Source organism: Nocardioides sp. 1609 (genome assembly GCF_004522105.1).
GTDB lineage: Bacteria > Actinomycetota > Actinomycetes > Propionibacteriales > Nocardioidaceae > Nocardioides.
In genome coordinates this window covers 29,070-51,285 of record NZ_SPUJ01000002.1, presented here as the reverse complement: position 1 = coordinate 51,285, position 22,216 = coordinate 29,070, and the positions used below count along the sequence as shown (strand labels likewise).

The window sequence follows — 22,216 nt, the reverse complement described above, 5'->3', positions numbered from 1 at the left end:
CGCCCCCAGAGATGAGCAACGCGTGAGCACCTCCGACACCATCGTCCACCTCCTCCGCCACGGGGAGGTCCACAACCCCGCGGGCGTCCTCTACGGCCGTCGCGACGGCTTCCACCTCTCCGACCTCGGCAACCGGATGGCGGAGAAGGTCGCCGACACCATCAAGGACCGCGACATCGTGCACCTGGTGTCCTCCCCGCTGGAGCGGGCCCAGGAGACGGCCGCGCCGCTGGCGCTGGTCCGCGGCCTCACGCCGGTCCTCGACGAGCGGGTGCTCGAGTCGACCAACAAGTTCGAGGGAATGACGTTCGGCAAGGGCCGCAACTCGCTCAGGAACCCCGCCACCTGGCGGCACCTGTGGAACCCCTTCAGGCCGTCGTGGGGTGAGCCCTACGACAAGGTCGTGGCACGGATGATGGCCGCGGTCCACGACGCGCGCGAGGCGGCTGCCGGCCACGAGGCCGTCGTGGTCTCCCACCAGCTGCCGATCTGGATCACCCGGCTGGCCGCCGAGAAGCGGTCCTACCTGCACCACCCCAAGAACCGGCAGTGCACGCTGTGCTCGCTGACGTCGCTGCACTTCGTCGGCGACCGGCTCACCCGGGTCGCCTACAGCGAGCCCGCGGGCGACCTCATCCCGGTCGGCGACAAGGGCGCGCCCTTCTCGGCCGGCAACGCGCCGGAGGAGAAGCGACCCTGATGCGCGCCCGCCGGTTCGTCGCAGCAGCCCTCCTCACGCCCGCCCTCGCGCTCGCGGCCGGGTGCAGCGGTGGGCTCGACGGCACCGGCGACGCCAACTTCGTCTACGGCGACGGCGCGATCACCCTGGTCCCGCTCGACGACCGCGGCGCCACCGTCGACATCGCGGGGGAGACCCTCGACGGCGAGCGGCTCGACCTGGCCGACCTGCGCGGGCAGGTCGTCGTCCTCAACGTGTGGGGCTCGTGGTGCAACCCGTGCCGCGACGAGGCACCGGTGCTCAAGACTGCCTCCGAGGAGATCGACGCCGCCTTCGTCGGCCTGAGCTTCCGCGAGAACTCCTTCGAGAACGCCCGCTCCTTCGAGCGCGAGTTCGGGATCGAGTACCCGACGATCGCCGACACCGGGACCGGCGTCCTGCAGCTGGGCCGCTGGGCCCCGACGTCCCCGCCGACGACGTACGTGCTCGACGAGCAGGGCCGGGTCGCCGCCCTCATCACGGGGGCGGTCACCTCGGCCACCACGCTCGAGGACCTCGTCGAGGACGTCGCGAACGCCGATGGGTGACTGGTTCAAGGAGCAGGCCGCCGCCGGTTCGCTCGCGCTCGCCCTCCCCGTGGCGTTGATCGCCGGGTTGGTCTCGTTCTTCAGCCCGTGCGTGATCCCGCTGCTGCCGGGCTACCTGTCCTACGCCACCGGCATCTCCGGCGCCGACCTCGCCGCCGGCGAGGCCTCGAACCGGCGCGGCCGGATGCTGCTCGGGTCGGTGCTCTTCGTGCTGGGCTTCACCGTCGTCTTCGTCCTCATCGGGACGGCGCTCGGCGGGATCGGCGTCTCGGTCCGACGCTACGACGACCAGATCAGGGTCGGCATGGGCATCGTGCTGATCGTGCTCGGCCTCGTCTTCGCCGGGGCCGTCCCGTGGCTGCAGCGCGAGTGGCGCATCCACCGGGTGCCGGCGGTCGGGCTCGGGGCCGCTCCGCTCCTCGGCGCGCTCTTCGCGTTCGGGTGGGCGCCGTGCATCGGCCCGACGTTCGGGGTGATCCTCACCCTGACCTACAGCACCGACGGCGCCACGGCCGCGCGCGGGGGCGTGCTCTCGGCGGCGTACGCCCTGGGCCTCGGCATCCCGTTCATCGTCGTCGGCCTGTTCTACGCCCGCTCGTTGCGGGCGCTGTCGTGGGTGCGCAAGCACCAGCGGGCCGTCATGCAGATCGGGGGGGCGATGCTGGTGGTGATCGGCGTGCTCTTCCTCACCGGCTGGTGGGAGTGGGCCGTGCAGTGGGTGCAGGTGCGTCTCGTCGGCGGCTTCCAGGTGCCGGTCTGATGTCCGACCTGCGCCAGCACTCCGACCTGCCCACCCGCCGTCCCGGCGAGCTGGGGACCCGTGAGCTGGCCCGCTGGGCCTGGCGTCAGCTGACGTCGATGCGCACCGCCCTGGTCCTGCTGCTGCTCCTCGCGCTGGCCGCGGTGCCGGGCTCGGTCATCCCGCAGTCCGGGGTGGACGCGCTCGAGGTCTCGCAGTGGAAGGAGGCCCACCCGAACCTGACGCCGGTCTACGAGCGGCTCGGACTGTTCTCGGTCTACGACTCGGCGTGGTTCTCCGCGATCTACCTGCTGCTGATGATCTCCCTCGTCGGCTGCATCATCCCGCGCACGCTCGTCTACGCCCGGGCGCTCCGCGCCCAGCCGCCCGGGGTCCCGCGCAACCTCTCGCGGCTGCCCGACCACGCGGCGTACGAGACCGACGACGACCCCGAGGTCGTGCTCGCACGGGCGCGCGCGGCGCTGCGGGGCAAGCGCTACCGCCTCCGGGTCGAGGGCGAGGACCCCGCCGCCGGCGTGAGCGCGGAGAAGGGCTACCTGCGCGAGTTCGGCAACCTGGTCTTCCACGTCTCGGTCATCGTGGTGCTGGTCGGCTTCGCCGTCGGCAGCCTCCGGGGCTACCAGGGCGGCGTCATCGTGCTCGCCGGGAACCCGTCGTCGGGGCTCGCGGGCGGCACCTTCTCCAACACCGCGGCGTCCTACGACGACCTCGACCCGGGCAGCCTGTTCGGCGCCGACGACTTCGACCCGTTCACCTTCACCGTCGACGACTTCGACATCACCTGGCTCACCGAGGGGTCCGCCGCCGGGACCGCGCGTGAGTTCCGGGCGCCGATCACCTACCGCGAGGGCCTCGACGGCGAGGAGGAGACCTACGACCTGCGGGTCAACCACCCGCTCTCGATCGGCGACACCGACGTGTTCCTCATCGGGCACGGCTACGCCCCGGTGATCACGGTGCGCGACGGCAACGGCGACGTCGCCTACAGCGGACCCACGGTGTTCCTCCCGCAGGACCCGTCGTTCCTCTCGTTCGGCGTGGTCAAGGCACCGTCGCGGGCCGGCCAGATCGGGCTCGAGGGGGTGCTCTACCCGTCGTTCGAGTTCATCGACGGCAACCCGGTCACCGTCTTCCCGGCGCTCGCGAACCCGCTGATCTCGATGAACGTCTGGACCGGCGACCTCGGTCTCGACGACGGCGTGCCCCAGTCGGTCTACGTGCTCGACACCTCCGACGCGACACCGGTCGACGACGCCGACGGCACGCAGCTGCGCCTCGACCTGCAGCTCGGCGAGACCGTGCAGCTGCCCGACGGCCTGGGCTCGGTCAGCTTCGACGACGTCCAGCCGTGGGTGCGGGTGCAGATCAGCCAGAGCCCCGGCAAGGAGGTCGCGCTCGGCGGCGTCGTCCTGGCCCTGCTGGGCCTGCTCGGGTCGCTGTTCATCCGGCCGCGCCGGGTGTGGGTCACGGCACGTCGCGCAGACAGTGACTGGGAGGGTGAGGAGTCCGGTCACGGTGGTGGTGCGACCATGGTGGAGGTGGGTCTGCTCGACCGCTCCGGCGGCGCCGACCTGACCGACGTGCTCGACGAGATCGTGGCCGCCCTGCAGGGCCGGGCCGAGGAGGAGAAGGCATGACCAACGCCGGGTGGGAGACCCTGAGCAACCAGGCGATCGGGGCCGCGGGGGTCGTCTACTTCCTCGCGCTGCTCGTGCACCTCGCCGAGTGGGCGTCGCTGCGCCAGCCCCGCGTCGCGCGCACCGGGGTGGAGAGCCAGGCTGCCGGCGACGTCCTGGTCGAGGTCGAGACCGGAGGCGGGGAGCCGTCGCAGCGCACGGAGTTCCTCGGCCGGCTCGGCGTGCTCCTGACCGTCGTCGCGGTCGCCGGGCACTTCGTGGCCCTGCTGGGGCGTGGCATGGCCGCGGACCCCAACCGGGTGCCGTGGGGCAACATGTACGAGTTCACCGTCTCCGGCACCTTCGTCGTCGCGCTGATGTACCTCGTGCTGCTGCGCAGGTACTCCCTGCAGTGGATGGCACCGATCGTGCTCGGCTTCGTGACCGCGACGCTGATGGTCGCGGTGATCTGGCTGCACGACGAGGTCGCGCCGCTCACCGAGGCGCTGAACTCCTACTGGCTGGTGATCCACGTCGTGTCCGCGGTGATCGCCACCGGTGCGTTCACCATCGGCGGCATCCTCTCGATCGTCTACCTCGTCAAGCTGCGCACGGGCGAGGCCACCTCCGGCCCGATGGCACGGATCCCCTCGCTCGCGGTCCTCGACCGCACGGCGTACCGGATCCACGCCTTCGCGTTCCCCGTCTGGACCTTCGCGGTCCTCATCACCGGCCCGATCTGGGCGCACGAGGCCTGGTCGCGCTACTGGAACTGGGACCCCAAGGAGGTCTGGGCGTTCATCACCTGGGTCGTCTACGCCGCCTACCTGCACGCGCGCGCCACGGCCGGCTGGAAGGGCCGCAACGCCGCCGTCCTGGCCTGCGTGGGCCTGGCCACCCTGTGGTTCAACTTCATCGGGATCAACTACTTCTCGACGAGCTCCCAGCACTCCTACGCCGGCGGTGAGCCCGACGCCCGCCCGGTCGCGGTGGCGCCGGCGGTGCCTGGAGACCTCCCGTCCGGAGGTTGAGCGACGCTGTACCGGAGGTCTCGGCGCGCTGGTCGCGGCCTCGTCCCTCAGCGGTTGCTTTCGACTGGCTCGTCGCACTGGCTTGGCCTCGGTGGGCCAGAGGTCTCGACGCGTCGGTTCACGCGCCTCGCGGGCTCAGCCCGTGACTCCTTGCTCGACCACCGATGACGCCTGCCGCGACTTCGTCGCGTCAGGCCTCATCTTGACTCCTTGCTCGACCACCGATGACGCCTGCCGCGACTTCGTCGCGTCAGGCGTCGGGATCCTCGGGCTCGCGGCGCTTGCGGTCGAGGTCGCGGAGGAAGTCCTCGTCGTCGTCGGGCGCGACGATCCTGCGCGGACCGGGACGTCGCGGCCGGGCGGGTCGGTCGGGGATCATGCCGCGCTCCTGGAACACGCGGACCAGCAGGTAGATCGCCACCGCGAACAGGATCAGCAGGAACACGAACCGGAGCACGCCTCCAGAGTAGATCGATGCTGGTGAGCACGCCCCGACCGCCTACCCTGGAGGTGTGAAGGACTTCGTCGTCTACACCGCGCTGCGGATCGGACTGTTCCTGCTGACCTGGGCCGCCGTGACCGGCGCCTGGTTGTTGGTGGCGGGCGAGGCGGCCCTCGGGCTGACCTTCCTCATCGCGTTCGTGCTCAGCGGCATCGGGTCCTACTTCGTGCTCAGCGGGCCGCGCGACCGCCTCGCCCGCCACGTCGAGCAGCGGGCCGGCCGGATCAGCGACAAGATGGACGAGCGGGCGGCCAAGGAGGACGTGCCCGACTGAGCGCGCCGGCGGGGCCGCTCAGCGGCGCTTGCGCTGCTCGAGCCGGCGTTCGATGCGGCTCTGCGGCTGCCCCAGGATCTTGGCGAGCAGCGGCACGCGGAACCGGTAGGCGGCGACGCCGAGGACGACCACGAGCAGCAGGATCCAGAACATGGGTCCGACCCTACGCCGCTCCGGTGAGGAGCAGCGGGACGGCGACGAGCACGGCCCACGCCAGCTCGCCGATCCCGGTCGACTGCAGCACCGGGATCAGGCGCGGGCCGGTCGCGCCGCCGAGCACCGTCCGGACGCCGCGTCCGGCGACGACGAGGAAGCCGAGGCCGAGCAGCGCCCACCACGAGGTGAGGGCCGCGACCGCGACGACGGCGGCGGCGGCGACCGCGACGAGGACGACGTAGAAGCGCCGGGTGGCGGGGTCGCCGAGCCGGACCGCGAGGGTCCGCTTGCCGGCGTCGGTGTCGGTCGGGATGTCGCGGAGGTTGTTGACGACCAGGATCGCGCAGGCCAGCGCGCCGATCCCGCAGGCGGCGGCGAGCGCAGCCCACGACCACGCCTCGGTCTGCACGTACGTCGTGCCGACGACCGCCACCAGGCCGAAGAAGACGAAGACCATCACCTCGCCGAGCCCGAGGTAGCCGTACGGCGTCGAGCCGCCCGTGTAGTACCAGGCGGCCACCACGCTCACCAGCCCGACGGCGACCAGCCACCAGGCGGTCGTCGCGGCGAGGACGAGCCCGGCGGCGCCGGCGACGCCGAAGGCGAGGAACGCCGCCCGCTTCACCGCGCTCGGCGTCGCGACGCGGGAGCCCACGAGGCGCATCGGCCCGACCCGGACGTCGTCGGTGCCGCGGATGCCGTCGGAGTAGTCGTTGGCGTAGTTGACGGCGACCTGGAGGGCCAGGCTGACCAGCAGCGCGAGGAGGGCCTTCCACCAGACGGCGTCGCCGTCGTGCGCCGCGACGCCGGTGCCGGCGAGGACCGGGGCCACGGCGGCCGGCAGGGTGCGCGGACGTGCGCCCTGCACCCACTCAGCCGCCGTCGCCACCCAGGGATTCAAGCAGGACGGGGCGCGACGCCCGTCGCCAGGTGGCTCGCCGGAGGACCGGGGGTGCGGACGACGGGCCGGGCGGGGGCCCGGTGGCCGCGCCACTACATTCGGGGGATGGACGTCCCCCGGCTGCGTGCGTGGCTCGCCGCCCCCGGCGAGCCGGAGCCGCTGGTGGTCGAGACGTCCGGGTCCTCCGGCACCCCCAAGCGCGTGGTGCTGTCGCGCCGGGCCGTGCTCGCCTCGGTGGCCGCCAGCGCCGACCGGCTGGGCGGCACCGGGCCGTGGGCCCTCCGGCTGCCCCTCGGCTACGTCGCCGGCCTCCAGGTGGTGTGCCGCTCGCTGGTCGCCGGTCACGAGCCGCTGACGGACCCCGCCCGCTGGCCGGACGGCGACGGGTGGTTCACCAGCCTGGTGCCCACGCAGCTGCACCGGATCCTCGAGGACGCCGACCCGGCCGACCGCTCCGCCCTGGCCCGCGCCCACACGGTGCTCCTGGGCGGCGGCCCGGTCGACCCCGCGCTCCGGGCCCGCGCCACGGCGGCCGGCGTCCGCGTCGTGGCGACGTACGGCGCGGCCGAGACCGCCGGCGGCTGCGTCTACGACGGCGTCCCGCTCGACGGCGTCGAGGTCGACGTCGACGACACCGGCCGGATCCGGCTGGGCGGACCCACCCTGTTCGACCGGTACGACGGCGACCCCGACCTCACCGCGCGCACGCTCGTGGACGGCTGGTTCGTCACCGCCGACGCCGGCCGGGTCGCCGACGACGGCCGGCTGCAGGTGCTCGGCCGGATCGACGACGTCGTCGTCAGCGGCGGCGTGAACGTGCCCGGCCCGGCGGTCGCCGCCCGGCTGCGCGCCCACCCGGGCGTGGCCGAGGCCGAGGTGCTCGGCGTCCCCGACGAGGAGTGGGGCAACCGGCTCGTCGCGTTCGTCGCCCCCGCCGGCGTCGGCGGCGCCGACCTCGACGCGACCGCGCTGCGCGCCTGGGTCACCGCCGTGCACCCCCGCGCCTGGGCGCCGCGCCAGGTCGTCGTCCTCGACGCGATCCCGCTGCTGGCCAACGGCAAGCCCGACCGGGTGCGGTTGCGGGAGCTGGCCCGATGAGCGGGCTGCGGGTCCTCTCCATCCCGATGACGACCCGGTTCCGCGGCATCACCGTGCGCGAGGTCGCGCTCGTCGAGGGAGCCGCCGGCTGGGGCGAGTGGAGCCCGTTCCTCGAGTACGACGCCCCGACGGCCCGGCCCTGGCTCGCGTGCGCCCGCGAGGCGGCCGCCGGCGACTGGCCCGCGCCGCTGCGGACCGAGGTCGCGGTCAACGTCACCGTGCCGGCCGTCGACCCCGACCGCGCCCACCGGATCGTGCTCGCCGGCGGCTGCCGCACCGCGAAGGTCAAGGTGGCCGAGCCCGGCCAGTCCCTCGCCGACGACGAGGAGCGGGTCGCCGCCGTCCGCGCCGCGCTCGGGCCCGGCGGCGCCGTCCGGGTCGATGCCAACGGCGGCTGGTCGGTCGACGACGCCGTCACGGCGATCCGGCGCCTGGACGCCGCCGCCGGCGGCATCGAGTACGTCGAGCAGCCGGTCGCGACCGTGGAGGACCTCGCGCTCGTGCGCCGCCGCGTCGACGTCCCGATCGCCGCCGACGAGTCGATCCGCCGCGCGGTCGACCCCTACCGGGTCCGCGACCTGGAGGCCGCCGACATCGCCGTCCTCAAGGTGCAGCCGCTGGGCGGGGTGCGGGCCTGCCTGCGGATCGCCGAGGACATCGGGCTGCCGGTCGTCGTGTCCTCGGCGCTGGAGACCTCGGTCGGGATCGCGGCCGGCCTGGCGCTCGCGGCCGCCCTGCCCGAGCTGCCCCACGCGTGCGGGCTGGCCACCGTCCAGCTCCTCACCGATGACGTGGCGGTGACGCCGCTGCTGCCCGTCGACGGCGTCCTGCCCGTCCCGCCCGCCGGGGCGCCCGTCGTCGACCTCGCCGCGTTCGACCGGCTCGCCGCCCCGCCCGACCGGGTCGCGCACTGGACGGCCCGGCTCGCCGCCGTCACCCGAGGAGAGGGTCCATGACCGCCGACCGCGCCCCCGTCAGTGCCACCGAGCTGGCGCGCGACGTCGTCCGGCAGCTGCTCGCCGCCGGGATCTCGGAGGTCGTCATCGCCCCGGGCAGCCGCAACGCCCCGCTGTCGTTCGCGTTCTTCGACGCCGCCCGCGACGACCACGTGCGGCTGCACACCCGCGTCGACGAGCGGACGGCCGGCTTCCTGGCCCTCGGGCTGACCCGCAGCCACGCCCGCGCCGCCGTCGTCTGCACCTCCGGCACCGCCGTCGCCAACCTGCACCCGGCCGTGCTCGAGGCCGTGCACGCCGGCGTCCCGATCGTCGTCGTCACCGCCGACCGTCCGGCGAGGATGCGCGGCACCGACGCCAACCAGACCACCGACCAGGTCGGGGTCTTCGGCCCGCTGGTGCCGACCGTCGACCTCGCGTCGCCGCAGCCCCTCGAGCTCGACGGCGACGGCCCGGTCCACCTCAACGTGCAGCTCGACGACCCGCTGCTCCCCGACTCCCGGTGGGACGCCGGCGGGGGCGAGTGGTCGATGTCGTGGCCCGACCCGCCGGAGCCGGTCGAGCTGCCGCTCGGCCCGCGCACCGTCGTCGTCGCCGGGGACGACGCCGGCCCGCCTGCCCGCCGGCTCGCCGAGGCGGCCGGGTGGCCGCTGCTCGCCGAGCCGTCGTCGGGGTCGAGGACCGGTGGGAACGCGCTGCGCTGCTACCGCCTGCTGCTCGGCGGGGGCGGCGGCCTGGCCGGCCGGGTCGAACGGGCCGTCGTCCACGGGAGCCCGACGCTGTCGCGTCCGGTGCAGCGGCTGCTCGCCCGGGCCGACGTCGAGGTGCTGTCGGTCCCCGGCCGCGGCGCCTGGGCCGAGCGCCCCTACCCGGTCGCCGGCACCGCCGCCGCGTACGCCGTCGCCGGCGCCGACGACCCGGCCTGGCTCGAGGAGTGGCGGGCCGCCGACCGTGACGTCGCCCGCCGGCTCGACGCGCTGCTCGCCGGGCGGCCCGACCTGACGCCGTACGAGGTGGCGGGGGCGGTGCACCGCGCCGTCGGGGCCGGCATGCAGCTGGTCGTCGGGGCGTCGAGCCCGATCCGCGACCTCGACATCATGGCCCGGCCGACCGGGGTGGGCGAGCGTCGCAAGGTGGTCGCCAACCGCGGTCTCGCCGGCATCGACGGCACGATCTCGACCGCCGTCGGCGCCGCGCTGGGCCGCCGGCACGGATCGACGATCGCGCTGATGGGCGACGTCACCTTCCTCCACGACAGCAACGGCCTGGTGCTCGGGCCGACCGAGCCGCGACCCGACCTCGTGATCGTCGTGGTCAACGACGACGGCGGTGCGATCTTCACGACGCTCGAGCAGGGCGCACCCGAGCACGCCGACCGGTTCGAGGCGCTGTTCGGCACCCCGCACGGCGTCGACCTGGCCGCGCTCTGCGCCGCCACCCGGACGCCGCACCTCGAGGTCGGCAGCCTCCCCGAGCTCGAGCAGGCCCTGGCCTCGCCCAACGGCGGCATCGAGGTCGTCGAGGTGCGGGTCCGCCGCGACGACCGCCGTGAGCTGGACCTCGCGATCCGGTCGCTGACGGCCCCCGCGTCCCCGACGTCCGGGACCTCGTCGCCGCGCTGACGCGTCCGGGTCGGACTCGACCTACGATTCGTCCATGGAGCTCCACGACCGTCTGTACGCGCTCGGCCTGCAGAGCGGTCGGCAGGTCTTCGACGACCCGGCTGCGTTCCGCGGGGTCCTCGACGACGCCGTCCGTCGCGGCGAGGTCTCGCGCGACGACGTCGACCTCCTCGCCGAGGCGATCCGCTCCGGAGCCTTCGGCGCGATGCTCGCGGCGATGGACGCCGGCACCGACGCACTGCCCGCCGCCGGCGAGGCCGGTGCCCGCGTCGCCGGCGGGCGCCGGAGCAAGACCCCGCCCGGACCGTCCGACGTCGCGCGCGGCCAGTGGGCCTGCGCCGTCCTCGGCTTCGCGGTCGGCCGGGTCAGCGAGTCGGACGTCGTCCGGTTCCGCACCCTGGTGCAGTCGAGCACCGGGACGTACGGCGGGCCGGGCGCGCCGACGCACGCCCCGGGCTACCCGGGCCGGCCCCACCCGACCCAGCCCTACCAGCAGTCCTACCAGCAGGGCTACCCCGGCGGGCCGGCGTCGTGGACGCCGACGCCGAGCCGTCGCTCCCGGACCGGGCTCTACGTCGGGCTCGGGGTGACCGCGGCCGCGGTCGTCGTCGCCGTGGTGCTCGCCCTGGTGCTCGCCGGCGGCGACGACGAGGACCCCGTCGCCGACGACTCGGGCTCGTCCAGCGCGGCGACCAGCGACGCCACGTCCGACCCGACCAGCGACCCCACCAGCGACCCCACCAGCGACCCGACGAGCCAGACGACCAGTGCGGCCCCGTCGGGGCGGGTCAGCGACGAGGCGGCCGCCGGCTACACCCTCGCGCTGCAGACGTTCTCCACCGACTTCGGCAAGGCCAGCGACGACCTCAGCAGGGCCACCACCGACGACGACCTGGCGGGGGCGCTCGCCGGGTCGGCCGGCATGCGGGCGGCGGTCTACGACCTCGACCTGGCGGTGCGCGGCCTCGACCTGACCCCGATCCAGCCGACCGTCAACGAGTTCCTGGGCGTCAGCGGCGAGATGATCACCGGCTTCGACGAGACCGCGTCGTCGGCGACCTCCTCGCTCGACGTCAACCTGGGGTTCCTGGGGCTGCCGACGATCGAGTACACCGAGGCGTTCCAGGCCGTGGCCGACGAGATCGACAAGAGCCGCCGCTGAGCCTGGACACGATGCAGGCACCGACCCCGCGAGCGGGGAGAATGGTGCGGTGGAGATCGCCCTGCTTCTCGTCTCGCTCGCCGTCAGCGTCCTCGCGGTCACCGCGGTCGCCAACCGGATCGAGATCCCTGCCCCGCTCGTCCTGATCGTCGCCGGCGTCGCGGTGTCCTACGTGCCCGGGGTCCTGGAGGTCCGGCTCGAGGCGGACGTCGTGCTCTTCGGGCTGCTGCCACCCCTGCTGTACGCCACCGCGATCCAGACCTCCCTCGTCGACTTCCGCGCCAACCTGCGCACCATCCTGCTGCTCTCGGTCGGCCTGGTCATCTTCACCGCGGCCGGGATCGCCGTCCTGCTGCACGCGCTGCTGCCCGGCCTCGGGTGGGGCCTGGCCTTCGCTATCGGCGCCGTCGTGGCGCCACCGGACGCCGTCGCCGCCACCGCCGTCGGACGCCGGATCGGGCTGCCCCGCCGGATCACCACCATCCTCGAGGGCGAGTCGCTGCTCAACGACGCCACCGCGCTCGTCGCGCTGCGCACGGCGCTCGCCGCCGGCGGGCTGGCCGCGCACGGCCACGGGGGCGGCCACGTCGAGGACGTCACCGCCGCCGGCGTCGCCCTCGACTTCGTGGTCGCCGCCGGCGGCGGCGTGCTGGTCGGCCTGGTGGGCTTCCTCGTCGTGGCCTTCCTGCGCCGCAAGCTCACCGACCCGCTCATGGACACCGCGCTCTCGCTGATCGTCCCCTACGCCGCCTACGTCGGGGCCGAGGAGATCAGCGCCTCCGGCGTCATCGCCGTCGTGGTCGCCGGCCTGCTGCTGGGCCACCGGGCGCCGATCCTGCAGACCGCCCAGTCCCGCATCGCCGAGCGCACCAACTGGCGCACCATCGCCTTCGTCCTCGAGAACGTCGTCTTCCTGCTCATCGGGCTGCAGGCGGCCAGCCTCGTCGAGGCCGTCGGCGACAGCGACGTGTCGGGCACCCGTGTCGTGCTGGCGTGCGGGCTCTCGCTCGTCGGGGTCATCGTGCTGCGGCTCGCCTGGGTCTTCCCGGCGCGCTACCTGCTCGCCCGCAACGTCGGCGACCGCGAGACCCGGGCGGTCCCACCGCCGACGTACACCTTCCTGCTCGGGTGGGCCGGCATGCGCGGCGTCGTCACCCTGGCCGCTGCCTTCGTGATCCCGGCGGAGGCGGAGTACCGCGACGTGCTGCTGCTCGTCGCGTTCACCGTGGTGGCCGGCACCCTGCTCCTCCAGGGACTGAGCCTGCCCGTGCTGGCGCGGCGGCTGAACGTCCCCTCGCCGGACCCGATGGACGACGCCCTGGCCCGCGCCACCCTGCTCCAGCAGGCCTCGAAGGCCGGCTTCAAGAAGCTCAAGTCCCTCGACGAGGACGACCTCCACGGTGTCGTCAGCCTCATCAAGCAGCGCATCGAGCAGCGCAACTTCGCGGCCTGGGAGCGGCTCGGCACCACCGCCGACGAGGAGACCCCGAGCGAGCTCTACGGCCGGCTGCGGCTGACGATGATCGAGGCCGAGCGCCGCCGGGTGCTCGCGATCCGCTCGGAGGGCACGACGCCGTCCGTGGTGGTGGCCGAGGTGCTGGCGATGCTCGACGTCGAGGAGTCGATGCTCGACCTCGCCACCCAGGAGCGGGCCGAGCTGCGGACCTCCGCCGTGCGTCGACCGGGGGAGGAGTGCGAGCACCTCGCCGAGCACCCCGTCGTCGAGACCGTCACCGACGGCACCTGCCCGGCCTGCGTCGCGAAGGGCAACCGGTGGGTCGCGCTGCGCCAGTGCCTCGAGTGCGGCCACGTCGGGTGCTGCGACTCCTCACCCGACCGCCACGCGACCACGCACTTCCAGGAGACCGGCCACCCGGTGATGCAGTCCGCCGAGGAGGGCGAGGAGTGGCGCTGGTGCTACGTGCACCACGTGACCGCCTGAGACCGGGTCAGCCGCCGAGGGCCTGCTCGAGCGTGCGGGCCGCTCGCCCGGTGAGCCGCCGGACGTCGCCGGTGACGGCGGCGCAGGACCCGTCGGCGATGGCGACGTAGGTGCTCACCCAGGCGTCGAGCTGCCACTCGCCGGCGTCCGGGTAGGCCGCCCGGCGGGCGGCGTAGGCCGCCTCGAGCGACTCCGGCTCGTAGCGCAGCTCGCGTCCCAGGACGGCGCCGGCGCGGGTGGCGACCTCGTCGAGGGTCAGCGCCTCCGGCCCGGTCAGCGTGTACGTCGCCCCGAGGTGCGCCTGCGGGTCGCGGAGCACCGCGACGGCGGCGTCCGCGACGTCGGCCCGCGCCACCGCGGCCACGCTGCCGTGCCCGGCCGGGCCGCGGATCGCACCGGAGGCGTCCGCGAAGAGCGGCAGCACGTCGGCGTAGAAGGCGTCCCGCAGGATGGTGAAGTCCATCCCGCTGTCGCGGATCGCGACCTCGGTGTCGTGGTGGTCGCGGCCGAGCGTGAACGTCGCGTCGGGGGCCGCGCCGGAGAACGACGTGTAGACGACGTGCCGCACCCCGGCCCGGGCCGCGGCCTCCACGAACGTGCGGTGCTCGCGGCGCCGGTGCTCCGACTCGGCGGCCGAGACCATGAACAGCAGGTCGACGCCCTCGAGCGCGGCCGTCGCGGCCGCCGCGTCGTCGTAGGGCGTGACGTGGACGCCGCCCGACTGCCCGCCGAGCTGCGGGGCCCGGGCCGGGTCGCGGACGAGCAGCCGGGGGCGGAGGTCGGCGAGCGCGTGGGCGACGGGGCCGCCGAGCGCCCCGGTGGAGCCGGTGAGGGCGAGCATGCGCCCGATCCTGTCACCTGCCGAGCCGGCGTCCCAGGAGGTGCGGCGGACCATCCGCAGGTGCCGGCCCTCCGGGTGCTCCTCCGCCGCGCCGTCGAGCTCGAAGCCGTGCCGGCGGTAGAAGGCGGTGGCGCGGTCGTTGCCGTCCAGCACCCAGAGGTACGCCGGCCGGCCGCCGAGCGCCGCGGCGAGCAGGGCGTGTCCGACGCCCTCGCCCCAGACCGCGGCGCGGGCGTAGATCCCGTACAGCTCGACCGGCACCGGGGCGTCGTCGTGCCGGGCCGGGCCGGCCGTGGCGAAGCCGACCGGCTCGCCGTCCCGCTCGACCACGTACGTCGGTCGCGCCGGGTCGGCCAGCCGCTCCCGGCGGCTCGCGAGGTGCGCGGTCCGGTCGGCGAAGACGCCGTCGATGGTCGCGGCGGACAGCAGGTCGGCGTACGCCTCGCGCCAGCAGGCCTCGTGAAGGACGACGAGCGCCTCGGCGTCGTCCGGGACGGCGACCCGCACCGTGTCCATGGCGCAAGCCTAGGACGGCTGGCACCATCGACGGATGACCGCGCCGGCACCCGCGCCCGACGAGGGGGAGGCCCACGACGGGCGGCCCTACGTGCACCCCGAGACGCTCGAGCAGTGGCGGGCCTGGCTCGCCGCGCACCACGCCCGCGGCTCCGGCGTCTGGGTCTACCAGTGGCGCCGGGCCACCGGGCGGCCGGCGGTCGGCTACGAGGAGCAGGTCGTCGAGGCGCTCGCGTGGGGCTGGATCGACAGCACCGCGGGCACGGTCGACGAGCAGCGCGCGCGGATGTGGTTCGCCCCGCGCCGGCCGACCAGCGGGTGGTCGCGGCCCAACAAGCAGCGGGTCGAGCGCCTGTACGCCGAGGGGCGGATGCAGCCGGCCGGCCGGGCCGTCCTCGACCTCGCCCACGTCAACGGGTCGTGGACGCTGCTCGACGACGTCGAGGACCTCGTCGTCCCGCCCGACCTCGAGGCGGCCCTCGCCGAGCGTCCGGGCGCCCGCGCGCACTGGGACTCGTTCCCTCCGTCGACCCGCAAGCAGATGCTCACCCAGGTCGTGACCGCCAGGAAGCCGGAGACCCGGGCGGCCCGGATCGCACGGTTCGCGGACGCCGCGGCGCGCGGTGAGCGGGGCGTGTGAGCGGGCGTGGGCGGGGCGGGTGAGCGGGGCGTGGGCGGGGCGGGGGAGCGGGGCGTGGGCGGGGCGGGTGAGCGGGGCGTGGGCGGGGCGGGTGAGCGGGCGTGAGCGGCCCTGGCGGGCGTCGTCCGCGGGCTAGGTTGGACCCATGAGGCTCACCAAGTTCGGCCACGCCTGCGTCCGGATCGAGCACGATGGCGTCGTCGTCGTCATCGACCCCGGCTCGTTCACGCAGCGCGAGGCGGTGGACGGCGCGGACATCGTCCTCATCACCCACCAGCACCCCGACCACCTCGACGTCGAGCACCTGCGCGCGGCCGGCTCGGGGAGCGCGGCGATCCACACGATCGGGGCCGTCGCCGACGAGATCCGCGCGCAGGCGCCGGACGTCGCCGAGCGGGTCACCGTGGTCGCGCCGGGCGACGTCCTCGACGTCGGGCTGCCGGTGCGCGTGGTCGGCGAGAAGCACGCCGTCATCCACGCCGACTACCCGCGCATCGACAACTCCGGCTTCCTGCTGACCGTCGGCGACGAGCGGGTCTACCACCCCGGCGACTCGCTCACCGGCCCCGGCGAGCCGGTCGACGTCCTGCTCGCCCCGGTCTCCGCGCCGTGGCTCAAGGTCGGCGAGGCGATCGACTTCGTGCGCGACGTCGCCGCCCCGCGCACCCTCGCCATCCACGACCGCGTCTACAGCGACGTCGGTCTCGGCATGGTCGAGATGCACATGAACAACCTCGCCGTCGGCGGGCCGGACAGCGGCCGCACGTTCGTGCGGCTGGCCGACGGGACGGACCTGGGCTGAGCCTGCCCGCAGCGTGCAATTGCCGACGCTGGCTCGATTCGCGGGCCCGGAACCGAGCCAGGAGCGGCAATTGCACGCGGGGGGCGGCTGGTCCTGCGCCTCCCGGACCGCCCCGCCCGCGCGGTCAGCCCAACGCGTCGCGGACCGGGACGAGCTTGGCCTGCGACTCGACCAGCTCGGCGGCGGGGTCGGAGTCGGCGACGATGCCGCAGCCGGCGAAGAGGCGGATCGTGGTGCGGGCGGGGCTGTCGATCTCGGCCGAGCGCAGCGCGATGCCCCACTCGCCGTCACCGGTGGCGTCCATCCAGCCGACCGGGCCGGCGTACCGGCCGCGCCGCATGCCCTCGATCTCGGCGATCAGGTCGACCGCGACCCGGGTCGGGGTGCCGCCGACGGCGGCCGAGGGGTGCAGGGCGGAGGCCAGGGCCAGCGACGAGACGGCGACGGCGTCGCCGACGACGCCGACGACGCCGGCCACGTCGGTGGCCAGGTGCATCACGTTGGGCAGGTGCAGCACGAACGGCGCCTCGGGCACGTTCATCGACGAGCAGTGCGGGCCGAGCGCGTCGGCGACCGAGCGGACGGCGTACTCGTGCTCTTCGAGGTCCTTCGACGAGCGGGCGAGGGTGGCGGCCAGGGCCAGGTCGCGCTCGTCGTCGCCGGTCCGGCGGATGGTGCCGGCCAGCACGCGGGAGGTGACCAGGCCGCGCTCGCGGCGCACGAGCAGCTCGGGCGTGGCGCCGAACAGGCCGTCGACGTGGAAGGTCCAGCACGTGGGGTAGGCCTCGGCCAGCCGGCGCACCGGGTAGCGGACGTCGACCGGCTCGTCGGCGGTGGCGATCAGGTCGCGCGCGAGGACGACCTTCTCCAGGTCGCCGGCGCCGATCCGGGCGACGGCGTCGGCGACGACGCCCATCCACTCCTCGCCGCTGCGCGCGCCGTCGGCGAACCGGAGGTTGACCGGCTCGGGCGGTGCCGGCTGCGGCTCGAGCGGGACGTCGTGGAGCCGGAGCTCGCCGCGGGCGATGGTGGTGACCCAGGTGACGTCGTCGCGGCGGCCGACGATGACCTCCGGGACGACGAGCACGGACTCCTCGGCGGCCCCGTCGGTGAAGGCGAACGAGCCGAAGCAGAGGAGCCCGGTGCCGGGCAGGTCGACGTCGTCGCGGACGACGGCGTGCGCGGCTTGCTCGCCCCACCAGGCGTCGGCGTCCTCGAAGCGGCGCGGACCGCTGGTGCGGACCGACGCGGCGACACCCCACCCCACGACCCCGTCGCCGCGGCGCAGCCAGGCGACCGGATCGCCGGCCGGGAGGAGGTCGACGAGGGAGGCGACGGCGTCGGCGTCGAGGGCCGCGGTCCGGACGACCAGCGGCAAGGCGTGGGGCGCAGCACCGCCCGCCGGAGCACCTTGAGTCACCCCGAGAGGGTACTCACCGGCCGACAACCCCTGGGGAGGTGGCTGCCATGATCGGACCCATGTCTGCCTCGTCCCGGTCCACGCTCGCCGCCGCCGTCGTCGGGCTCCTGCTGCTCGGCGGACTGGTCGCCTTCGCGACCTCGCTGCCCGAGGGGGACGCGGCGCCGTCCGAGCCGGAGGCCGCCGCCGGGCCGATCGACCTGCCCGACGAGCTGCCCGGCGGCCTGCTGGCGCTCGACGGTGACGACCTCCCCGAGGAGCTGTCCGCGCAGCTGACCGACCTCGACCAGCTCCGGGGCCAGGAGGACTCCGCGGGCGCCCGGCTCACCGAGGTCTACGGCGTCCCCGCGGCGTTCCGCATCTACGCCGCCGTCGACCAGTCCGCGGTCGCGCAGGTCACCGCGGTCGACAAGGCGCCGGGGGTCTTCCTGCCCGACTTCCCGCCGATCGACCCCGAGCTGATCGACCTCGCCCGCCCGGCCGTCGAGCTGGTCGACGCCGGCGACGCCCTGTGCGTCGTGACCTGGGGCGAGGCGGTGCCCGCCGGCCAGCAGGTCGACGATGCGGCGGCCCCGCAGTCGCTGCGCTGCCAGCAGGGCGTGGGCGAGCGCACCTACGAGATCTTCGGCCAGGGCATGAGCGTCGACGCCGCCGTCGAGGCGCTGGCCGCGCTCGTCACGACCTGAGCCCGCCCCCGAGGTCGTGCGGCGGCTCGGCGGCCAGCGGCGCGAGCCCGGCCCGGACGTCGTCCAGCCGTGGCCGGGCGGCCGGGTCGACGGCCACGCACGCGACCAGGAGGTCGCGCAGGTCCGGTGGGAGCCCGTCCGGCACCTCGGGGGCCGCCGGCATCCGCCGGTGCACCACCGGCCAGCGACGCCGGGTGTCCCAGGTCGCCTCGTCGCCGTACGGGAGCTCGCCGCTGAGGCACTCGAGCAACGTGATGCCGAGTCCCCAGACGTCGGTCGCCGCCGTCAGGCCGTGCCCGCGGGCCTGTTCCGGCGCGAGGTAGCCACGGGTCCCGGCGCCGGGCCGCGCGCTCCCGGGCCGGCCGGCCAGGCTCAGGTCGATGAGCACCGCCTTGCCGTGCTCGACGACGACGTTGGCCGGCTTGACGTCGAGGTGCAGCCAGTCGTGGCGGTGGAGGTAGCCGAGCACCGAGGCCAGCTGCAGACCCAGCTCGGCGACGTCGGGGACGCCGAGCGGTCCCTCGTCGACGACGGCGGCCAGGGTCGCGCCGCGCAGCGTCTCCATGACCAGCGCCGGCGGCTCGTCGAAGGCCGCGAGGCCCCGCACCAGGTGAGGGTGCACGAGGCTGGTGACGATCAGCCCCTCCTGGCGGGTGGCGGCCCGCACGCGCTCGTCGTCGCGGCGGTCCGCGCGCAGGACCTTGACCACGCAGCGGGTCCGGCGCTCCTCGTCCCAGGCGTCCCAGGTGTCGAGCCGGCGGCCGTGGGCGAGGCGGGTCAGCCCGACGTAGCCGGGCAGCAGCCGGACGGTGGCGTCGAGCGCCGGACCGGTCACGACGTCACCGCCACGGTCCGGGGGTCGAGCCGGACCACCCGGTCGGCGTACTCGAGGACGACGGGGTCGTGGGTGAGCAGGACCAGCGTGCGGCCGCGGCTGGCTGCGGCGACGGCGTCGAGAAGGCGCCGACTGGAGTCGTGGTCGAGACCCGTGGTCGGCTCGTCGAGGACCAGGACCCGGCTGTCGCGCAGCAGCGCCCGGGCCAGCGCGAGCCGCTGGCGCTGCCCGCCGGACAGGCTGCGGCCGCGCTGCCCGATGCGGGTGTCGTAGCCGTCGGGCAGCCGGCTGACGAAGGCGTGGGCGTCGGCTGTCCGGGCCGCCTCCTCGACCTCGGCGCGGGTGGCGTCGGGTCGGGCGAAGGCGATGTTGTCGTGGACGCTGGCGTCGAGCAGCAGCTGCTCCTGCAGCACCGCGGTGACGCCGGCCCGCACCGAGCGGGCGGTGTGGGTGGCGACGTCGTGGCCGTCGATGGCGACCACACCGGCGTCGGCGTCCAGCTGGCGGGTGAGTAGGCGGGCCAGGGTCGACTTGCCGGAGCCGCTGTCGCCGACGACGGCGACCCGCTCGCCCGCGGCGACGTCCAGGGTGAAGCCGTCGAGGGCCGGGACGACGGCGCCGGGGTAGGTGACCCGGACGTCGCGCAGCGCGATCGCGCCGGGGCCCGGGGGCAGCGGCTGCGCGTCGGGGCGGTCCTGCGCGGCCGGCTCGTCGAGCAGCTCGACGATGCGCTCGACGCCGGCGGTGGCGGAGTACAGCGCGGGGACCAGGTTGCTGAGGTCGCGCACCGGCCCGTAGCACTGCAGCAGCAGGGTGAGGAACGCGAGCAGGCCGCCGAGGCTCAACCGGTCGGTCGAGAGCGCCCAGACGCCGAGCGTGACGACGATCAGGACACCGACCAGCTCGGCCAGGTCCACCAGCGGCAGGAACACCGCGCGGACGCGGCTGCCGGCGAGCTCGGCGTCGGCGATGCCGCGGTTCTGCTCGTGGTAGGCCTCGACCGCGGCCTCCTCGCGGCCGTAGGTCTGCACGAGGGCGGCGTTGCCGAGGCTCTCCTCGGTGAGGGAGCCGAGCGAGCCGCCGCGCCGGCGCCGCTCGCGGGAGACGTCGCGGGTCAGCCGGGCGAAACGGGTCGAGACCCACCAGAACGCCGGGACGACGACCAGCGAGGCGGCCGCGAGCTCCCACTGCAGGAAGAACAGGGCGCCCACGAAGAAGACCAGCCGCAGCAGCGCGCCGGCGCCCTGCGTGAGCTGGCCGATCATGAAGCTCTCGACCGCCGAGACGTCGGAGGTCAGCCGGGTGAGGGTGTCGCCGAGGCGCCGGCGGTCCTGGACGACGGCGGGCTGGGCGAGGACGTGCTCGAAGGCGTCACGGCGCAGGCCGACGAGGAAGCGTTGGGAGATCCAGGTCGACAGGTAGTCGTCGGCGCCCGTGACGACGGCGCTGAGGAGGTTGAGGCCCACGTAGAGGGCTGCGATCCAGACCAGCGGCTCGAAGGTCGCCGGCACCAGGACGTCGTCCACGAGGCGCTGGAAGAGGAGGATCTCGACGACCGAGATCGCCGGGGCCGCGGCGAGCAGCACCAGCCCGAGGGCCAGCCACCAGCGCAGCGGGCGCAGGCGTGGCCAGAACCGACGGACGACGTCCGCGATGCTCAGGTGGGCGGCGGCGGCGACGACGGGGGCGGCGTCGGGTGCGGGGCGGAGCGACGCGGCGAGGCGTTGCCAGAGTCTGCGCATGTCAGGATCCTGGGGACCGGACGGGCGGGCGCCTGCTGTGATCAGGCGCCCGCCCGTTCCGTCCGTGGGTCGGCGTCAGCTGCTGCGCGAACGCGAGCGGCTGCGGTTGCGACGACGGCGCCGACGACGCCGGCGGCGCCTCCGGTCGTCGCTGCTGTCGCTGCCGCCGCCGCGGGCGACGGTGGCCGGTCGCAGGGCGCTGAAGATGCCCGAACGTGCCATGGTGCTGCCTCCTTCTCGTGGGTGTCGTGCCCCGGTCCGGGGCCACGAGAAGAAGACTGACGGCGCTGCGTGATGCGAGCGTGAGCCGCCGATGAGACCGTTCTTAGTCGGTCTCAGCGGCGGCTCGACGGGTGGTCAGGACCAGTAGACGATGACCTTGTCGCCGACCTGCACCTGGTCGAAGAGCCAGGTGATCGCGCCGAGGTCGCGCACGTTGACGCAGCCGTGGGAGGCACCGTCGTAGCCGGTCGCGACGAAGTCGGGCGAGTAGTGGACGGCCTGGCCGCCGGAGAAGAACATCGCGAACGGCATCGGGGTGTCGTAGAGCGACGACACGTGGTCACGGTTCTTGTAGTCCACCGAGAAGGCGCCCTCGCGGGTCGGCAGCTCGTCGGAGCCGAACCGCACGTCGACCGTCTTGAGCACCTGGCCGTCGACGACCCACCGCAGCGTGCGGCTGGACTTGTCGACGCACAGCGCACGACCGGTGGTGCACCGGGGGTCGAGGGCGCCGGGCACGTTGGCACCCAGCTGGTTGGCCAGCTCGGCCGCGGTCGGCTCGCTGGTCATCGCGAGCAGCCGGTCCATCGTGCGCTGGTCGACCTCACCGGTCACCGGGATCTCGCGCTTGGCCTGGAACCCCTCGACGGCGGCCCGGGTGACGTCGCCGTAGGTGCCCGTGACGTCCTGCTGGAACCAGTCGATCTGGCGCAGCCGTGCCTGCAGCTCGCGCACCTCGTCGCTGTCGTCCCCGGGCCCCATCAGGGCCGGACCGGGCTGCAGCTCGGGGGCCGGCGGCTCCGCGCTCGGCTCGTCGCTCGGGGACTCGCTCGGGGAGGGTGCGTCGCCCTCGTCGGTGCCCGGCGTGCTGGGCTCCTCGCTCGGGTCGACCGGGTCGACCGGGTCGCCCGGGCTCGCGGGAGCCGTCGGGTCGGCGGGGTCGCCGCCCGGAGCCGTGGGGGAGGTGCCCGGGCCGGCGTCCTCAGAGGTCGTCGGGGTGCGCGACGGGTCGCGCGGCGACGTCGACGCGGCTGCGTCGTCGTCCGAGCCGAGCTGCGGGGTCCAGCCCGCGCCGTGGGCGGCCAGCGCCACGAGGGCGCAGACCAGGGCGGTCAGGACGAGGCGGCGGGCGATCTTCATGGAGGGTGCTCTCTGTGACAGGAGTGACGGATGTGATTATGCGGTGTGGTGCTGCTTGGGAGACGCATCGCAGCGCCGTTTGGTTG

Annotated in this window: 23 protein-coding genes; 14 read left to right on the top strand and 9 right to left on the bottom strand. The window is 74.7% G+C overall.

All coding sequences use genetic code 11. The annotated features are described in order from the left end of the window. Window positions 1-22 precede the first annotated feature (22 nt). Genes E4623_RS05270 through ccsB form a run of 5 tightly spaced genes read left to right on the top strand, consistent with a single transcriptional unit; the run spans window position 23 to window position 4,673 of the window. The gene (locus E4623_RS05270; protein ID WP_134765502.1) at window positions 23-700 is read left to right on the top strand and encodes a histidine phosphatase family protein; all 678 of its coding nucleotides are present in this window, start codon (window positions 23-25) and stop codon (window positions 698-700) included. Continuing rightward, entirely contained in the window at window positions 700-1,266 is a 567-nt protein-coding gene (locus E4623_RS05265) for a TlpA disulfide reductase family protein (RefSeq protein WP_134765501.1), read from the top strand. The genes E4623_RS05270 and E4623_RS05265 overlap by 1 nt, the downstream gene beginning before the upstream one ends. Next, window positions 1,259-2,026, top strand: a complete 768-nt coding sequence (locus E4623_RS05260) for a cytochrome c biogenesis protein CcdA (RefSeq protein ID WP_134765500.1) — start codon at window positions 1,259-1,261, stop codon at window positions 2,024-2,026. Before E4623_RS05265 ends, E4623_RS05260 begins: the two co-directional genes overlap by 8 nt. Continuing rightward, window positions 2,026-3,663 (top strand): cytochrome c biogenesis protein ResB, encoded by a 1,638-nt coding sequence (locus E4623_RS05255; protein ID WP_134765499.1) that lies wholly within the window; start codon window positions 2,026-2,028, stop codon window positions 3,661-3,663. The genes E4623_RS05260 and E4623_RS05255 overlap by 1 nt, the downstream gene beginning before the upstream one ends. After that, on the top strand, window positions 3,660-4,673 hold the full coding sequence (gene ccsB, locus E4623_RS05250) for a c-type cytochrome biogenesis protein CcsB (protein WP_134765498.1): 1,014 nt from the start codon (window positions 3,660-3,662) through the stop codon (window positions 4,671-4,673). The genes E4623_RS05255 and ccsB overlap by 4 nt, the downstream gene beginning before the upstream one ends. Window positions 4,674-4,923: 250 nt before the next feature. Here ccsB and E4623_RS05245 read toward each other — a convergent pair whose 3' ends face one another. Then, on the bottom strand, window positions 4,924-5,130 hold the full coding sequence (locus tag E4623_RS05245; protein ID WP_209020527.1) for a hypothetical protein: 207 nt from the start codon (window positions 5,128-5,130) through the stop codon (window positions 4,924-4,926). 55 nt (window positions 5,131-5,185) lie between these two features. Between E4623_RS05245 and E4623_RS05240 the strand changes: the two genes are divergently transcribed. Beyond that, window positions 5,186-5,449, top strand: coding sequence for a DUF4229 domain-containing protein (locus E4623_RS05240; RefSeq protein ID WP_167736492.1), 264 nt, complete (start codon window positions 5,186-5,188; stop codon window positions 5,447-5,449). Between the two features lie 18 nt (window positions 5,450-5,467). Here E4623_RS05240 and E4623_RS23300 read toward each other — a convergent pair whose 3' ends face one another. After that, window positions 5,468-5,602, bottom strand: coding sequence for a hypothetical protein (locus tag E4623_RS23300; RefSeq protein WP_262347567.1), 135 nt, complete (start codon window positions 5,600-5,602; stop codon window positions 5,468-5,470). Between the two features lie 10 nt (window positions 5,603-5,612). Next, complete coding sequence (locus E4623_RS05235) at window positions 5,613-6,494, bottom strand: 1,4-dihydroxy-2-naphthoate polyprenyltransferase (RefSeq protein ID WP_134765496.1); 882 nt, start codon at window positions 6,492-6,494, stop codon at window positions 5,613-5,615. 117 nt (window positions 6,495-6,611) lie between these two features. Here E4623_RS05235 and E4623_RS05230 point away from each other — a divergent pair, with 117 nt between their 5' ends. From E4623_RS05230 to E4623_RS05210, 5 genes are read left to right on the top strand one after another with little or no spacing between them, the layout of a single operon-like run. Next, window positions 6,612-7,604, top strand: a complete 993-nt coding sequence (locus tag E4623_RS05230) for an AMP-binding protein (RefSeq protein WP_134765495.1) — start codon at window positions 6,612-6,614, stop codon at window positions 7,602-7,604. Continuing rightward, a complete protein-coding gene (locus E4623_RS05225; protein ID WP_134765494.1) occupies window positions 7,601-8,560 on the top strand; it encodes an o-succinylbenzoate synthase in 960 nt (319 codons plus the stop codon). The genes E4623_RS05230 and E4623_RS05225 overlap by 4 nt, the downstream gene beginning before the upstream one ends. Continuing rightward, entirely contained in the window at window positions 8,557-10,182 is a 1,626-nt protein-coding gene (gene menD / locus E4623_RS05220; RefSeq protein ID WP_134765493.1) for a 2-succinyl-5-enolpyruvyl-6-hydroxy-3-cyclohexene-1-carboxylic-acid synthase, read from the top strand. Before E4623_RS05225 ends, menD begins: the two co-directional genes overlap by 4 nt. A 34-nt stretch (window positions 10,183-10,216) precedes the next feature. After that, window positions 10,217-11,344 (top strand): hypothetical protein, encoded by a 1,128-nt coding sequence (locus tag E4623_RS05215; protein ID WP_134765492.1) that lies wholly within the window; start codon window positions 10,217-10,219, stop codon window positions 11,342-11,344. Window positions 11,345-11,393: 49 nt separating this feature from the next. Continuing rightward, the gene (locus tag E4623_RS05210) at window positions 11,394-13,286 is read left to right on the top strand and encodes a Na+/H+ antiporter (protein WP_134765491.1); all 1,893 of its coding nucleotides are present in this window, start codon (window positions 11,394-11,396) and stop codon (window positions 13,284-13,286) included. A 7-nt stretch (window positions 13,287-13,293) separates the two neighbouring features. Here the strand turns inward: E4623_RS05210 and E4623_RS23110 are convergent, their stop codons facing one another. After that, window positions 13,294-14,643, bottom strand: coding sequence for a GNAT family N-acetyltransferase (locus E4623_RS23110; protein WP_134765490.1), 1,350 nt, complete (start codon window positions 14,641-14,643; stop codon window positions 13,294-13,296). Between the two features lie 34 nt (window positions 14,644-14,677). On the opposite strand from E4623_RS23110, the gene E4623_RS05200 reads away from it, so the two are divergent. Next, window positions 14,678-15,283: a YdeI/OmpD-associated family protein gene (locus E4623_RS05200; RefSeq protein ID WP_134765489.1), complete on the top strand. Its 606-nt coding sequence runs from the start codon at window positions 14,678-14,680 to the stop codon at window positions 15,281-15,283. A 145-nt stretch (window positions 15,284-15,428) separates the two neighbouring features. After that, the gene (locus E4623_RS05190; protein ID WP_134765487.1) at window positions 15,429-16,085 is read left to right on the top strand and encodes an MBL fold metallo-hydrolase; all 657 of its coding nucleotides are present in this window, start codon (window positions 15,429-15,431) and stop codon (window positions 16,083-16,085) included. A gap of 124 nt (window positions 16,086-16,209) precedes the next feature. On the opposite strand, the gene E4623_RS05185 is transcribed toward E4623_RS05190, so the two are convergent. Continuing rightward, window positions 16,210-17,505, bottom strand: coding sequence for an isochorismate synthase (locus E4623_RS05185; RefSeq protein ID WP_134765486.1), 1,296 nt, complete (start codon window positions 17,503-17,505; stop codon window positions 16,210-16,212). Between the two features lie 59 nt (window positions 17,506-17,564). Here E4623_RS05185 and E4623_RS05180 point away from each other — a divergent pair, with 59 nt between their 5' ends. Continuing rightward, window positions 17,565-18,191: a hypothetical protein gene (locus E4623_RS05180; protein WP_134765485.1), complete on the top strand. Its 627-nt coding sequence runs from the start codon at window positions 17,565-17,567 to the stop codon at window positions 18,189-18,191. Here the strand turns inward: E4623_RS05180 and E4623_RS05175 are convergent. The 4 genes from E4623_RS05175 to E4623_RS05165 all read right to left on the bottom strand — a co-directional run bounded on the left by E4623_RS05175 (window position 18,181) and on the right by E4623_RS05165 (window position 22,130). Then, window positions 18,181-19,026: a serine/threonine-protein kinase gene (locus E4623_RS05175; RefSeq protein ID WP_134765484.1), complete on the bottom strand. Its 846-nt coding sequence runs from the start codon at window positions 19,024-19,026 to the stop codon at window positions 18,181-18,183. The two genes, E4623_RS05180 and E4623_RS05175, sit on opposite strands and share 11 nt — an antisense overlap. Continuing rightward, window positions 19,023-20,768, bottom strand: coding sequence for an ABC transporter ATP-binding protein (locus tag E4623_RS05170; protein ID WP_134765483.1), 1,746 nt, complete (start codon window positions 20,766-20,768; stop codon window positions 19,023-19,025). Before E4623_RS05170 ends, E4623_RS05175 begins: the two co-directional genes overlap by 4 nt. Before the next feature lie 75 nt (window positions 20,769-20,843). Beyond that, window positions 20,844-20,990: a hypothetical protein gene (locus E4623_RS22490; protein WP_167736491.1), complete on the bottom strand. Its 147-nt coding sequence runs from the start codon at window positions 20,988-20,990 to the stop codon at window positions 20,844-20,846. 135 nt (window positions 20,991-21,125) lie between these two features. Further along, the gene (locus tag E4623_RS05165; RefSeq protein ID WP_134765482.1) at window positions 21,126-22,130 is read right to left on the bottom strand and encodes a L,D-transpeptidase family protein; all 1,005 of its coding nucleotides are present in this window, start codon (window positions 22,128-22,130) and stop codon (window positions 21,126-21,128) included. Between the last annotated feature and the right edge of the window lie 86 nt (window positions 22,131-22,216).